The organism is Calyptranema fuscum S582 (genome assembly GCF_055793305.1).
Genome location: NZ_JBSLYH010000060.1, coordinates 23,308 through 36,716 on the forward strand (window position 1 = coordinate 23,308; position 13,409 = coordinate 36,716).

The window sequence follows — 13,409 nt, forward strand, 5'->3', positions numbered from 1 at the left end:
TTTAAAATCAAGTTTTTAACCGTATCCCAATCCTCTATCAACATCGAAGGTCGTACTAATTATGACTGAACCCTTACAAATCTCTCAGTTAGGCAATCCTACCTTACGTCAAATCGCTCAACCGATCGACGACAGCCAATCGATCGCTGTACAAACCCTGATTGATGAATTAATTGTGACGTTGCGGCAATCCAATGGCGTGGGCATCGCCGCTCCCCAGGTTGCCCGTTCTCAGCGTTTATTAGTGGTGGCTTCCCGACCCAATATCCGCTATCCCCATGCGCCAGACATGGAGCCGACCCCGATGATTAATCCGGAGCTGGTCAGCCATTCTGAAGAAATCGTCAAAGATTGGGAAGGATGCCTTAGCATTCCAGGGATTCGGGGTTTAGTGCCGCGTTATCAGGAGATTGAGGTAGAGTACACCACTCGTGATGGCGATCGCAAACGACAACACCTCAGTGGCTTTGTTGCCCGCATCTTTCAACACGAATTTGATCATCTGCAAGGCTTAGTGTTTTTAGATCGATTGGACAGTACGCACGATATGGTCACCGAGCAAGAATATTTAAAGCGAATAGCGGTTAGCTCAACGATCTGCTAATTAATCAAATTCCAGTTTTGTTGAGGCGCGGCGGAGCCGCGCCTCAACAAAACTGGAATTTTAGTTCTAGTTCCTAAGTTACTCCGTAACCCAGTTTTAGAATGCTGTGCTGCCCGCTGCGCGGGCAGCACAGCATTCTAAAATTTTATTTACTTCGCCAAAAATCAATCGTCTCGTAGCCCAGGTCTGCTAGCATTTGACGCAGCAACGGCATACTTAACCCAATGACGTTAGTGTAACAACCGTCAATTTTGTCAATAAACAGGCTACCTTGCCCTTCCAGAGCAAAACATCCGGCACAGTTCAGCGGTTCACCCGTTGCAATGTAGGCTTCGATCTGGCGATCGCTGACATTGGCAAAATAGACCTGCGTCACTCGGCTGACAACTCGGGTTTTTCGTTGGGTTTGGTCGATCAGTGCATGACCCGTATACAGTTCCCCAACCTGACCGCGCATCTGATGCCAACGGGCGATCGCCTCTGCTTCATCCTTGGGTTTGCCATGAATTTCGCCATTCAGCGATAAAACAGAATCACAGCCCAAAATTAACGCATCTGTAAATTGAGCGGCGATCGCACCGGCTTTGCCTTGAGCCAGGGTACGAACCAGCACATCCGGGTCTGACACCTGAACCGCAGCTTCATCAAAATCACTGGGACGAATGGTCAAGCGAAATCCGGCGCTTTCTAGCAACTGCCGTCGAGCCGGGGATGCAGAAGCCAGCACGAGAGGAGGAACGCCCATAAAGAATCATTACATGAATACCATTACCTAAAAATCAATACACCTGAAAGGAATTGACCACTTTATGAAAGGTGCTTTGTAGCTTTTGCCACCGACTCTCTGTGGTGGATACATTCAGCGTAAACAGTTGACCGCGACGAACCGCGACGCTGGCAAGATTATGACGTTCCTGGTTGTTTGCCAGTTTGACCGCATATTCCAGCTGGTAATAGGTCGTAGGCCCCTGCTCATACGCTTCAGCGCTGATCAACTCGGCTTCTCGACCGGAGCCGGGAGGTGCGATCGCATTTTTAGATAACTTATAACCCACTTCGCTGGGCGTACCCAACTCTTTCAGCGTTTTATCGCCTGGAACCGGGCTGATCACGACGCTGACGTTTTCAGTTTCTTCGATCAAATCATGCAACACCACATCAGGCCCATCTTTGACATCCACTTGCTCCCAGCCATTGGGATGGAGAAACTGATAACCATCGTAGGTATCGACGTAGCTTCTCAAGCCTGCTACCGCTGAAACACAACTCTGCAAGCTTAGGCTCAAGATCACCAGGGCGATCGCTGCAATTCGTCTCAGCATTTCTTAGATTCCTCTTTGTCTCAGCCTTAATTTTCCCATCAAGTGCCACCTTCTTGCCACATTGGTTTGAGAGCCTATTATGAAATGTTGCTTTTGGATCGGCTGCGATCGCAGCCCAACTTGGCTTAAATCACCTGCATGAACGGTTCCAGCGAGATTCTATCCAGTCTTGGTACACTGAACGTAACGTAGAAACGCCCCTGTGAAAAACAGGCATTTTTCCAAATCAGATAGGATGGTACTGCCCCCCCTGATCTCATCTATAGCGGTATGCACGTTCGTGAAGTACAGAAACGGCGTTGTCAGACGCAAAGCGCCCCACAACACCGCGCCGAATCAACCCGCACAGCGCTAGTGTTGCAAACACGAGATTTTGCAACATGGGGGTTTGGGGGCTGCGCCCCCAAGAGGGGGTTTTACCCCCTCCACCCCCTCTAAAACTTTTAAGTTGGTGTACTAGAGTCCCATTCTGATTAGATTGCTATCGTCCTTAATTCTTGGCTGATTGTGTTCAAACTGTTTAAACCCGTGTTATTCAAAGCTCAACTGCCCATCGCAGCACTTTTGCTGTTATCGAGCTGTGCCTCCCCAACCCCTTCATCGGTGGGGGAAGCACCCCCCAGTGAGCCTGTCTCGACTGCCTCTGCTGAACCCAGCGTTACCCCCACGACTGCACCATCCGCTGAATCTGAGGCACAGGATCAATCACTCGTTATTTCTCAAACCGGCATCGGCAATGCTCAGTTGGGCATGACCCTGGCTGAACTGAAACAAACAGCCAGTGCAGATATGGAATTCACAGTGAAATCGCCGTTCATCGTCGATTTTGATGCGATCGCCGTTAGCCAGGCGGGAGAGATTCAATACTACATTCTTTACCTGGCAGGAGAACCCTTCACGGATACTGGCGTGATTCAAGGGCTATTCACAGACAACCCTAAATTTAAAACAGAAGCAGGGGTCGGTCCCAACAGCACCATCCAGGATGCTGAAGCCACCTACGGCAAAGCCACGCTGTCTTACAACACCGACAACGAATCGAGAGAATACGTGCGGTTTGAAAACCAACCTGCGCCCAATATTTCCTTTGGCACAGGCAGTGCCGCTGGCGAGACGGCTGGAGTTTATAATTCTCCGGGTAGTGGATACAACGAGACGCAAGTCTTTAATGAAGGAGCCACAATCCAGTCTGTTTTAGTCGTCTGTCTGGATGAAAATTGTACGGGTGCCAGATAAGTCAGGGTGATTCAGTGATTTCCCGGAAATGCGATCGCAAATTTACTGGCTTGAGAAAAGCGACTCAGTGTTTTTACGGCGTTAGGAAACACCGATTTATCAGAGTTACGTGAAACTGGGCAGACTAATACAAGATGGCGCAATCCACTGAACTGGAATCTTCATCCTCTTATACCCATTCCACCCAGCCGTATGAGCCGATTGAAAAAACTCAAAGCACCGATGCTGAAGAGGGCTAGTTTGGATAGTATCTTAGGTCGCTTACCCGTAGAAGCCAGAAATTGGTTTGAAAGCTTGCCGTGGAATCAGCGTCGCTATGTTCTATCCCTTTGTCATCTCATGTGTGCAGCTCCCCCAGAACTGCAAGCTGAGTTTTTAGATGACTATACGGCTGATGGCTTAGTTACACGAAAACTGGAAGATAAAGATACCAAGCACCGAGTCAACACTTACTTAAACGAATACCGAATTGATACAGAGCTAACCGAAACCACCCTGAGAAGCTACATTCGCCAGTTTTATGTACACTCTGCCCAGGATGCTCGTCGGCAACCCGATTTATATCTAGAATCTGCTCTCAGACTCGTTTTTAGCACCGAAGAACGCAACAACGTATTTTACTACATTCTGGGGTTTGAGCTGCTGAAGATGATGTTTCGCATGAGCTGGCTACAACATGAGCGGCTCTATCGGCTTCAGCGCAACCAGGAAGACTTTATTACCCTCTATATCAAACCGATTCAACATGCTCATCGGGTCAACAATATTATTGTGCCGAGGGATGAAGGGATTTTCTTTGCGCGACGCAATTATTTTGTGCAGCAGCCAGAAATGTCTGAGAAAAAAATGATTGAGTTGGTGATGGCAACATTTACAACCGATATTGCGATTAATTTTGGGTTTTCAATTATTCGCCATCTCAACTCCCTGGTATTTGACTACGACTATATTTTCCAGCCAGAGCAAGAAATCTTGTTTCCTTGATGGTTACGGGTTGAGATGGATGGTGGGCTTTGCCCACCATCCATCTCAACCGATATCAGGCAGGGAGCTTCAGTTGTACGTCGCGCTTCTTCAAGTTTTTATTGGCGAATGAACACGGCTCGATACACGGGTTCATGGCGAGAGAGAGTCGATTTTTCCCGTTCAGTCGCGACAGGCATCGGATTTGGCTCCAGCCAGTGTTCGGTTTGTCGGGCAAAAGCAGGGTGTGCTTGAAAGCGATCGCACATTTCCACCGCAATTTCTTTAACATCAGACTGAAGAAAAACTGTACCACCCTCAGCCAGATGAGCTGCCAACTGGTCGATCACTTCGGGTTGCACCACTCGCCGCTTTTGATGCCGTTTCTTAAACCAGGGATCGGGAAATTGGATGGTCACTCGCTGGAGAGTTCCAGGTGGCAATGAGGCTAACAACGGTTGCAGAGCGTTATTGACATTGCAAAAAAGATACTGCAAATTGGTCAAGCTCATTTCGTCTCGCCAGAGGTTAGCCTGATCGACCAGGGGTTCTCGAATTTCGAGACCCAAAAAATTCCACTCGGGTTGCAGCGCTGCCATCTCCAGTAAAAACAGTCCGCGCGCACAGCCAATATCTAAATGCAAAGGTTGAGAGGGGTGTGCATAAAGAGTTTGCCAGTCTGGCGGAGCAATGGGTTGTTGATATTTCCGACTCAGCGGATTGACATGTTGACGAACGCGGACGACAGCCAATACGTTACCTCTCCTTGCTTATAACGCTTTGCACCTGGATAGATTACGGGTATTGGGTGAGAGACGTGCAGAGCATGGCTCTCACCCAATACCTTGTACTTCACGCCATTAAAAATTGCTATCGGGTAGCAATTCGGGTGGCAAATGATGACGGTTTGAGGACTACCAGGGAATGAATCTTATCACAATCCCCCTGAAAACCCGTGACAATAGACAAGTAAGAATCCAGCCATCTAGTCTTAAGCCACATTTGCTCAGTTTCTATGACGCTCAACTTTCAATTTGCAGTCATTAGCGATCCCCATATTGCTCTGCCTCACACCATTTGGGATAATCCTCAGCGATTTCATATGGTAGAAGTCAGCATTCCCGCGCTTGAGCAGTCTTTAGATCGACTGGCTCAACTCGATTTGGATTTTTTGTTGATGCCGGGAGATTTGACCCAGCATGGTGAGGCAGATAATCATGCCTGGTTGTCAGATCGGTTGGCTCAGTTGCCCTATCCCGTTTATGTGGTGCCCGGAAATCATGACATTGTGACGCGATCGCCCACTCAGATTGCCATTGGTACCGTAGACTTTCCCCGCTATTACCAAAAATTTGGCTATACCAATCCTGATCAAATCTACTACACCCACGAAATTTTGCCAGGCGTCCGTCTGATTGGGCTAAATTCTATTGCCTTTGACCCAGACGGTACCCAATTAAGTATGGGCTATATCGATGATGCGCAATTGAATTGGCTGAAAACCGTGTTGGCAGAAGCGACCGATGAATTTTTGATCGTCATGATTCACCATAACGTGATCGAACATTTGCCGGGACAGGCACGCCATGCCATGGGGCGACGATATATGTTAGATAACGCCCCTACCTTACTACCGATGTTACAAGCGGCAGGAGTGAAATTAATTTTCACCGGCCACCTGCATGTGCAAGATATTGCCTCCTGGCAGGGAATTTATGAAATCACCACGGGTTCCCTTGTCAGTTATCCTCACCCGTACCGGGTATTACAAATTCGAGACGAGACAGACAACTCATTCCGGCTGCGGATTGAGACTGATTGGATCACGTCAGTACCCGGTTGGGACAACCTTCAACACCTGTCCCGCGAATGGATGGGCGATCGCTCATTCCCCTTTATGATGCGATTACTCACCCACCCGCCATTCAGTTTTCCGATCGAAGAAGCAGAACAGTTAGCCCCTCATCTGCGCTATTTTTGGGCAGATATTGCCAATGGCGATAGTCTATTCGATTTTCCTCAGTTTCCTGAAAAAGCCCGTCAATACTTCAAGCGATTTGGAGCGATTGATAGTTTGGGTGAACCTACCTTTATCGATAACCACACAACCCTAAATCTCTAGCAGTTTGCCCCCGATTCACTGCACATTAGTTTGGCATGGCTTAATTTGCTATGAAATTTGGTGTGCGTGCCGCGCAGAGCGCGGCACGCACACCAAATTTCATAACCCAAATCAGCAGCGCCATTATTTTTGTGTAGTGGTATTTAAGTCATGATTTTTTGTGGCGCGGGCGACGCCCGCGCCACAAAAAATCATGACTTTTTTAGGACTCTCATTTTATGAAAACCTGGCAGAACAAGGTCTTTAAAAAATCATCTGCCTCTGGTTTGCAAGGTATGAAGTTAAGCCTAGATCAAGACCCTGCGGTATTAAGATGACATTGGATACCGTTGGTGCAATGAGATTATGCGCTCTTTTTGGTCTGAGCCTTACCTGTGGATTCATTTGGCTGGAATTGCCGCGTTTCCGCTATTTTTAGAAATTTGCCTGGTTTCACTGGCAGTGGGTGATCCCTTTTTGCCAATCGGCGTTGAGTTTCTGTTAGTGGCGATCGCTGGCATTGCCCCCGTGTTGTGGATGCAATGGCAACGTCCATTTTGCATCTTCAGCTTGGTAGCACTGGCACTGAAACCCGAAAGCCTGACGGAAGAACAACGGCGGCTCTTGAGATTTTTTAAAGGTCAGACCAATCAAGCGCTGGCGATTGGGGTAGCGGTCTTTATGGCATGGCTGCTGTGGCAGCTGTATCAATTGGCTCCGGTTGCCTTTGCGATCGCCCCAAATTTGCCGGGTGGACGCCTGGGCGCAATCTTGATTGCGGCGATCGCCTTTTTGTTGGGCAATTTATTTTTGCAGGTTCCTGTCAGTGTGCTGCGGGTTTTAACCGCGAGCGATGCGGCGATCGCTGCCGTGACGCCCTACCCAACCGAGCAAGTGGCTAAAGAGTTCACTGTTTTAGGATTGCAGGTCAAACAAATTTTGCCGCCTATGATAGCAGAACCCGCCCGCCAACCTGCCGCATCGACGGTTCGCCCAACCCCAGAGGCGTTTGTTGAGGAAGATACGTTTGCGGACGAGGGGGAACCCACCCCAGAGGAACTCGCAGCAGCAGCGTTAGCCACAGCAACCGTAGAACCCTTAACGGATCTAACGGACGATGTTATTACCGAGTCGCCTATTACCGAGTTGCCCATTACCGAGCCACCAACCGCTGAACCGTCATCATCTGATCCGATCATGACCGAACCAGCGATCGCAGATCAGACCCTCGTTGCTGATAGCTCGGAAGAAAGTTTGGAAGAAAGTTCGGAAGAAACAGACACCGTCACTACCGACGCTGTCGCGGAAGACTTGGTGGCAGACGAAGCTGACGCTGAAGAAGATGAAGAACTAGTGGCAGACGACTCAGAAACGCTAGAACTGACGGCGACAGAAACCGAGGCTCTAGCCAGAGAAAGCGAGATTGAAATCAGCGGCGACACTGACCCTATCTATGGAGCAGAATCTATAGAAACAGAAGCTACTCAAGTCATGGAGCCAGCAGATCATGAAACAACCGAATCTGAATCCAAAGCGATCGCCATTGAACTGGGCGTGATGCAGACAGAATTTGAGGAAGTTGCATCTGCGTTTGAAATTATAGAAACTGAACCCGACCCAATCGACCCTGACGCGATCGCCTCTGAGTCTGAACCTGATGCCGAACCCGAAGCGATTGCCTCTGAGACGGAGGAACCTTCACCCATATCTGAAGAATCTGAAGCGGCAGCCATGGACGCTGAACTGGATGCCATTAACTCTGAGCTGGATGCGATCGCTGCCACCCCTGAAGCCATTAGCTTCGACCTGGACGCCATGCCATTAGAGTCAGATATCTCGGAAGCGGAAGCGACTGGTCTGGAAGCCATCAACGCTGAACAGGACGAGATGGCGACCGAACCTGAAGCAGTTGAATCAGCCAGTCCTGAATTAGAAAATCTTGAATCAGAGAATTTTGAATCAGAAAATCTTGAATCAGAAAATCTTGAATCAGATCAGATGTCTGCGATCGCTGCACCGGAAGCAATAGAACCAGAGTCATTAATCGTTGAATCTGAACCTATTGAATCCGAAGATCCAGAATCCGAAAGTCTGGATTCCGACCTTGTTCAATCCGAAGATCTAGAATCCGAAAGCCCAGAACCTGAACTCGTCGAATCTGAGAGTCTGGAATCCGATCCTGTTCAATCCGAAGATCCAGAATCTGAAAGCCCAGAATCCGAGACTACAGAACCTGAGTCAGAGGCTATCTCGGCAAGCGCAGCATCGGACGATGCAGTTTTAACGGAACCAGAAGCGATCGCCAGTTCCCACGAAGCCGATACCACCCCGGCTGAAGCCAGTCCTGACGAGCCCGAAACCAGCCATGATAATCCACCGGAACTAGATGAATAAGGATTTAAGTCATCCATCGGGAGGATTTTTTGAGATCGTGATTAATAGTACAACTCAATTTGATGACTACGTTATTCTATATAAGAGAGTTAAGTACTGTATCGATTAGCGGTTCGATGACCTAAGATCCCTAACTGGCAGTGCTCTCATCTCTTTAATCGATTCATTAGGTCATTTATCTGAGTTGATTTGTTCAGTAGTATCGTTGCCAACATTCTTCGAGGTTATATGGCTGTTCCTCCCATGCCCTCTGTACAGTTTTCCGAAGACAAGGAGATCTGGAATAACTTAAAACAGGCGATCGCCAAAAGTTCCGGGTTCAAACGTTGGCAGCTCGAGCGCTCCAACGAAATACAATTGAATTCCTCAGGTCTCGATCAAGACGTACGTCGTTATTTGAGAGAAACTCTAGAAACCTTGGCTTACTAAGCATCTAAACTGTCCAGGTTCGGTTCTAACCAGGCTCAGGTCTAAAATTTTTTAAAACGTTCCCCTCGCGAACGTTTTAATGCTGTTTATACCCTATTTGCAACCTGATTTAGCCATCTAAAAACACACTGAGCGGGAGGAACAACGTTCCTCCCGCTCAGTGTGTTTGTTCATTTTTTGGGCGTTCTCGACCCATCACCTGTCTGTCTCTAATTCAATCGCGTGGTACATTCCAAAATCATGCGCTGATTGTCCAATGCATAGGGCTGGATCGATAGGGCACGACGAAACGCCTGGATCGCCTGACGATAGTCGCCCATACCCATGTAACACAACCCCAAGCCATGCAACGCGCCAAAATGAAATGGGTTCAGTGAGATAACCTGTTGACAGTCGGCGATCGCCTTTGGATACTCACCTTGAAGATAGTAGAGAATTGCGCGACGATTCCAGGCTTCTGCAAAATCAGGCTGGATTTCAATAATTTCAGTGAGCAAGACCGCAGCCGCTTCTACCGCACCGGCTTCTATTAAGGATTGGGTACGTTTTAACAGTTGCAAGCCATATAACCCTTTCTGCTGAAACCAAATTTGCCACAGTTCCTGGGTTGCTTGTTGGCGAATGTGTTCGTCTGGATGCTTTAAGTCTTCTAGCAGTGCTTCAACCGGGTGATCATTCATTTTGAGCGCATCAACTAGTTTCGCTGATCAAAAACTATCCTAAACGCTGTCAGCCCGATCGCGCCTGTTCCACCAATTATTTATAGAAAATGGGATGCCTGACGTGTTGACCTAGGGTTACAGGTAATAAATTTGCAATGGGGTGCAGGGGTTCTACCCCTGCACCCCATTGCAAAAGTTTTGATTGAGTCTACTCGTTTTGCAGGTGAAGCCTTTGGTTTCACCTGCAAAACGCTCTCTACAGGATCTCTGAATCAGAGTTAGCAATACGACCGAATGTCTTCGCCACAGACATCGGCAAGATAGCAAAGTGAGCGAAACCTGAGGCTAACAAGTTGTTCGTAGATAGGGTTGAATTTGCAGAGCGGTGGAATGTGTCCGACTTTTTGACCAAATAAAATCAGATCTCGTTCAAAAGGGCATTGTGAAGGGATGAGTTTTGCAATCGTTCGAGCAGTTTTGGGATCGTGGATTTCCAGGTTATCTAACCATTGACGAAGCGGATTTAGGAATCCAGTGTGAGACTGCTTATTTGCGTTGAGAATGGATGAAGTCATAAAGCTCACTACCTGTGATATGGAGCGATCGCTCTTCAGCGGGTGCTTCTTTATCCAAGATACGAATGGAATCATGGGGGTTGGTTAAAGGAAACAAAAAAAGCTCTGTGTTTTCGCTAAAGCTAAGATGAAGTCTTGCTAAACGGGTGAAATTGCCTATCGGCATCCACAGAATTACTAAGGCAGCCCATCCGGAGATTGTGCCTGAATCAAAAATTGATTGAGCGCATACGCCATATCCGCACGGGTCATCGGGGCATCTGGACGAATTTGATCCGTGCCGTCTAAATTGACAAACCCGCTATATAGAGCCGTTGCCATTGATTTTCTCGACCAGCTGGGAAGCTGATCTGCATCGGGATAGGATGCCAAAATCTGATCGACGGTTTCATCAGAAAACTGGGAAACACCGTAGGCTTGGGCGAATATAGAAAATGCTTCGGCGCGGGTTAGCAACTGGTTGGGGTAAAATCGTCCCTCTTGATACCCACTCATAACCCCGGTGCGCATGACAATTTGGATATCTTCGTAAGCCCAGTGATCGGGCGGAACATCCTGTGGAATAGGAACCTCACCAGGCGCGGGCGTGCGGTTGTCCAGGCGAAAAGTTCTGACTAAAAGAGCCGCCAGCTCTGCCCGACTCATGATGGCATCGGCGCGAAAGTCTCCGTTAGCGTCTCGCTGCATTAACCCCGAAGCCACGACTCGATCGATGGGATCAACCAACTGGGGCTGAACCTGGGCGACGGCAGAAAAACCAGTGAGTAACACAGTAAACGAAAGGGCACTGAGAAATCGTTGCATACGTTGCATATTGGGATTGATCACTCCTTAAAAACCACACCATTAAACTTGACGAACTCGGAAGTTAAGGGGTTTCTTTGCAAACCATTGTTGCAACCCTGTCAAACGCTGAATTCGTGTCCCCCTAATCGCTTATAATCTAATCCTGCTAAAAAATTATGTATAGAGAGACGCTTTGAGATGAGTGGAACAATCCAAACTCCCTACCTTCTACGTGCTGCTCGTGGCGAAATATTAGACCGTCCGCCTGTATGGATGATGCGCCAAGCAGGCCGTTATATGAAGGCTTACCGGGAACTACGGGAAAAGTATCCATCATTTCGGGAACGTTCTGAAAATCCAGATATTGCGGTAGAGATTTCGCTTCAGCCTTGGTATGCCTTTAAGCCCGATGGCGTAATTCTGTTTTCCGATATTTTGACGCCACTACCGGGGATCGGTATTCCCTTCGACATTATCGAAAGCAAAGGCCCGATTATCGATCCACCAATTCGTACCCAGGAACAGATCGATCAGATCCATGCGATCGATTTGAGCCAATTTTCTTTTATTCAGCAAACGCTACAAACGTTGCGCCGAGAAGTCGGTAATGAAGCAACAGTTTTAGGCTTTGTGGGTGCGCCCTGGACGTTAGCCGCCTATGTGATTGAAGGCAAAAGCTCTAAAGACTATACCGTCATCAAGAGCATGGCTTTTTCGAACCCCGAACTGTTACACCAGCTGTTGGGCAAGCTAGCCGATGCGATCGCCACCTATCTAAGTTTTCAGATCGAAGCTGGGGCGCAAGTGGTGCAAATGTTTGACTCTTGGGCAGGGCAACTCAGTCCACAAGATTATGAAGCCTTTGCCTTACCCTATCAGCAACGGGTCGTACAACAGGTGAAACAGGCTCACCCCGACACCCCTGTGATCCTCTACATCAACGGCAGTGCAGGGTTGTTAGAGCGGATGGCATTGTCCGGTGTGGATATTGTCAGTGTTGACTGGACAGTTGACATGGCAGAAGCACGACGTCGGTTAGGTCCCAATATCGGGGTTCAGGGCAATATTGATCCCTGTGCATTATTTGGTTCACAGCCATTTATTCGCGATCGCATTTTAGAGACCATTCGCAAAGCGGGGAACCGAGGACACATTTTGAATTTGGGGCATGGTATTTTACCGAAAACCCCCGAAGAAAATGCTGCCTTCTTCTTTGAAACTGCCAAGCAAGTGGATAAGCTCCTGGCAGTTCACGCGTAGATCCCCATGTCTCCGAAACGGATTTTCATCACAGGTGCAAGTGGCTGCATTGGTCACTATGTTGTTGAAGCGTTAATTCAACAGACAGACCATGAGCTATTTTTGCTCGTGCGGAATCCTGAGAAACTCAAGGTTGACTGCACCGTTAGGGACGGCATCACGGTGTTGCAAGGAGATATGCAGCAGATCGAACGGTTTAACCGTTTGCTCAAAACGATGGATGCGGCAATCCTAACGGCAGCTGCCTGGGGTGGAATGCAGGAGACGTATGACATTAATGTGGTCAAAACGATCCGATTGATGAATCTGCTTGACCCAGAGGTTTGTCAGCAGGTGATTTATTTTTCGACCGCCAGTCTTTTAGGTCGAGATCATCATCTACTGAAGCAGGCCGGGCAAATCGGGACGGATTACATTAAGACCAAATATAGTTGTTTTAAGCAATTGCCCAGGTTGGCGATCGCCCCTCAGATTACAACCGTATTTCCAACGCTGGTGTTTGGGGGTGATGATAATAAACCCTATTCCCACCTTTCGGCAGGCTTGCCTGACATTGCCAAGCTGATTAATTTCATTCGCTTTTTTAAGGCGGATGGCAGCTTTCATTTTATGCATGGGCTGGATATTGCCCAGGTTGTTGTGCATTTGGTCGATCATCCACCCGCTGAGGGCGAATCGCGGCAACTGGTATTGGGAAATGCTCCCCTCACAGTCAATCAGGCAGTGGAAGAGGTTTGCGATTATTTGAATAAACGGATTTATTTTCGGATTCCGCTATCTATTCAATTGGCAAATTTTTTCATTGTTTTATTTCGGGTGCAAATGGCAGCCTGGGATCGGTTTTGCCTGAGCTATCGACATTTTACCTACGAAAATCCGGTTAATCCGGCGGTATACGGACGTGTGCCTTATTGCGCCACGATCGCCGATTTGTTCAAAATGAGTCGAGTCTAGCGCCTCCCGGTACCATAAGTTGGATGCGGAGACTTTGCCTCTACATCCAATTAGACAGCTGCGGTGTGAGAGCCGCGCGGAGCGCGGCTCTCACACCACAGTTTGTTTACAGCAATTTTCAAT

At 48.2% G+C, this 13,409-nt stretch carries 15 protein-coding genes; 8 read left to right on the forward strand and 7 right to left on the reverse strand.

What is annotated here, in order from left to right; genetic code table 11:
* Nucleotides 1-61: 61 nt before the first annotated feature.
* Entirely contained in the window at nt 62-604 is a 543-nt protein-coding gene (def, locus tag ACR6Z4_RS27850) for a peptide deformylase (RefSeq protein WP_479720606.1), read from the forward strand.
* 145 nt (nt 605-749) lie between these two features.
* On the opposite strand, the gene ACR6Z4_RS27855 is transcribed toward def, so the two are convergent.
* Both ACR6Z4_RS27855 and psbP read right to left on the reverse strand, forming a co-directional pair.
* Nucleotides 750-1,349 (reverse strand): Maf family protein, encoded by a 600-nt coding sequence (locus ACR6Z4_RS27855; RefSeq protein ID WP_479720607.1) that lies wholly within the window; start codon nt 1,347-1,349, stop codon nt 750-752.
* Nucleotides 1,350-1,383: 34 nt separating this feature from the next.
* Entirely contained in the window at nt 1,384-1,926 is a 543-nt protein-coding gene (gene psbP, locus ACR6Z4_RS27860) for a photosystem II reaction center PsbP (protein WP_479720608.1), read from the reverse strand.
* 507 nt (nt 1,927-2,433) lie between these two features.
* Here psbP and ACR6Z4_RS27865 point away from each other — a divergent pair.
* Nucleotides 2,434-3,162, forward strand: coding sequence for a hypothetical protein (locus ACR6Z4_RS27865; RefSeq protein ID WP_479720609.1), 729 nt, complete (start codon nt 2,434-2,436; stop codon nt 3,160-3,162).
* Nucleotides 3,163-3,354: 192 nt separating this feature from the next.
* Nucleotides 3,355-4,146 (forward strand): cobyrinic acid a,c-diamide synthase, encoded by a 792-nt coding sequence (locus ACR6Z4_RS27870; protein ID WP_479720610.1) that lies wholly within the window; start codon nt 3,355-3,357, stop codon nt 4,144-4,146.
* Nucleotides 4,147-4,244: 98 nt separating this feature from the next.
* Here the strand turns inward: ACR6Z4_RS27870 and trmB are convergent, their stop codons facing one another.
* Complete coding sequence (trmB, locus tag ACR6Z4_RS27875; RefSeq protein ID WP_479720611.1) at nt 4,245-4,877, reverse strand: tRNA (guanosine(46)-N7)-methyltransferase TrmB; 633 nt, start codon at nt 4,875-4,877, stop codon at nt 4,245-4,247.
* A 263-nt stretch (nt 4,878-5,140) separates the two neighbouring features.
* Here trmB and ACR6Z4_RS27880 point away from each other — a divergent pair, with 263 nt between their 5' ends.
* The 3 genes from ACR6Z4_RS27880 to ACR6Z4_RS27890 all read left to right on the forward strand — a co-directional run bounded on the left by ACR6Z4_RS27880 (nt 5,141) and on the right by ACR6Z4_RS27890 (nt 9,049).
* Complete coding sequence (locus tag ACR6Z4_RS27880; protein WP_479720612.1) at nt 5,141-6,247, forward strand: metallophosphoesterase family protein; 1,107 nt, start codon at nt 5,141-5,143, stop codon at nt 6,245-6,247.
* 345 nt (nt 6,248-6,592) lie between these two features.
* Nucleotides 6,593-8,620 carry a low-complexity tail membrane protein gene (locus ACR6Z4_RS27885; RefSeq protein ID WP_479720613.1) on the forward strand — a complete coding sequence of 676 codons (2,028 nt, stop codon included), beginning with the start codon at nt 6,593-6,595 and terminating at the stop codon, nt 8,618-8,620.
* A gap of 228 nt (nt 8,621-8,848) precedes the next feature.
* Nucleotides 8,849-9,049: a hypothetical protein gene (locus tag ACR6Z4_RS27890; protein WP_479720621.1), complete on the forward strand. Its 201-nt coding sequence runs from the start codon at nt 8,849-8,851 to the stop codon at nt 9,047-9,049.
* Between the two features lie 209 nt (nt 9,050-9,258).
* Here the strand turns inward: ACR6Z4_RS27890 and ACR6Z4_RS27895 are convergent, their stop codons facing one another.
* The 4 genes from ACR6Z4_RS27895 to ACR6Z4_RS27910 form a co-directional block, all read right to left on the reverse strand.
* Entirely contained in the window at nt 9,259-9,729 is a 471-nt protein-coding gene (locus ACR6Z4_RS27895) for a tetratricopeptide repeat protein (RefSeq protein ID WP_479720614.1), read from the reverse strand.
* 260 nt (nt 9,730-9,989) lie between these two features.
* Nucleotides 9,990-10,286, reverse strand: a complete 297-nt coding sequence (locus ACR6Z4_RS27900; protein ID WP_479720615.1) for a Mo-dependent nitrogenase C-terminal domain-containing protein — start codon at nt 10,284-10,286, stop codon at nt 9,990-9,992.
* Nucleotides 10,258-10,452 carry a hypothetical protein gene (locus ACR6Z4_RS27905; protein WP_479720616.1) on the reverse strand — a complete coding sequence of 65 codons (195 nt, stop codon included), beginning with the start codon at nt 10,450-10,452 and terminating at the stop codon, nt 10,258-10,260. Before ACR6Z4_RS27905 ends, ACR6Z4_RS27900 begins: the two co-directional genes overlap by 29 nt.
* An 11-nt stretch (nt 10,453-10,463) precedes the next feature.
* Nucleotides 10,464-11,099, reverse strand: coding sequence for an S-layer homology domain-containing protein (locus tag ACR6Z4_RS27910; RefSeq protein ID WP_479720617.1), 636 nt, complete (start codon nt 11,097-11,099; stop codon nt 10,464-10,466).
* A gap of 171 nt (nt 11,100-11,270) precedes the next feature.
* Here ACR6Z4_RS27910 and hemE point away from each other — a divergent pair, with 171 nt between their 5' ends.
* Together hemE and ACR6Z4_RS27920 are read left to right on the forward strand one after the other, a co-directional pair.
* Nucleotides 11,271-12,332, forward strand: coding sequence for a uroporphyrinogen decarboxylase (gene hemE, locus ACR6Z4_RS27915; protein ID WP_479720618.1), 1,062 nt, complete (start codon nt 11,271-11,273; stop codon nt 12,330-12,332).
* A 6-nt stretch (nt 12,333-12,338) separates the two neighbouring features.
* On the forward strand, nt 12,339-13,286 hold the full coding sequence (locus ACR6Z4_RS27920) for an NAD-dependent epimerase/dehydratase family protein (RefSeq protein WP_479720619.1): 948 nt from the start codon (nt 12,339-12,341) through the stop codon (nt 13,284-13,286).
* Nucleotides 13,287-13,409: the final 123 nt, after the last annotated feature.

Bases quoted from the DNA above. Each gene is read 5' to 3' on its own strand.
- ACR6Z4_RS27890 (WP_479720621.1), top strand. From the start codon at position 8,849: ATGGCTGTTCCTCCCATGCCCTCTGTACAGTTTTCCGAAGACAAGGAG.
- ACR6Z4_RS27910 (WP_479720617.1), bottom strand. From the start codon at position 11,099: ATGCAACGTATGCAACGATTTCTCAGTGCCCTTTCGTTTACTGTGTTA.
- ACR6Z4_RS27895 (WP_479720614.1), bottom strand. From the start codon at position 9,729: ATGAATGATCACCCGGTTGAAGCACTGCTAGAAGACTTAAAGCATCCA.
- ACR6Z4_RS27900 (WP_479720615.1), bottom strand. From the start codon at position 10,286: ATGACTTCATCCATTCTCAACGCAAATAAGCAGTCTCACACTGGATTC.
- ACR6Z4_RS27855 (WP_479720607.1), bottom strand. From the start codon at position 1,349: ATGGGCGTTCCTCCTCTCGTGCTGGCTTCTGCATCCCCGGCTCGACGG.
- hemE (WP_479720618.1), top strand. From the start codon at position 11,271: ATGAGTGGAACAATCCAAACTCCCTACCTTCTACGTGCTGCTCGTGGC.
- ACR6Z4_RS27920 (WP_479720619.1), top strand. From the start codon at position 12,339: ATGTCTCCGAAACGGATTTTCATCACAGGTGCAAGTGGCTGCATTGGT.
- ACR6Z4_RS27885 (WP_479720613.1), top strand. From the start codon at position 6,593: ATGCGCTCTTTTTGGTCTGAGCCTTACCTGTGGATTCATTTGGCTGGA.
- ACR6Z4_RS27870 (WP_479720610.1), top strand. From the start codon at position 3,355: ATGAGCCGATTGAAAAAACTCAAAGCACCGATGCTGAAGAGGGCTAGT.
- ACR6Z4_RS27905 (WP_479720616.1), bottom strand. From the start codon at position 10,452: ATGCCGATAGGCAATTTCACCCGTTTAGCAAGACTTCATCTTAGCTTT.
- def (WP_479720606.1), top strand. From the start codon at position 62: ATGACTGAACCCTTACAAATCTCTCAGTTAGGCAATCCTACCTTACGT.
- psbP (WP_479720608.1), bottom strand. From the start codon at position 1,926: ATGCTGAGACGAATTGCAGCGATCGCCCTGGTGATCTTGAGCCTAAGC.
- ACR6Z4_RS27880 (WP_479720612.1), top strand. From the start codon at position 5,141: ATGACGCTCAACTTTCAATTTGCAGTCATTAGCGATCCCCATATTGCT.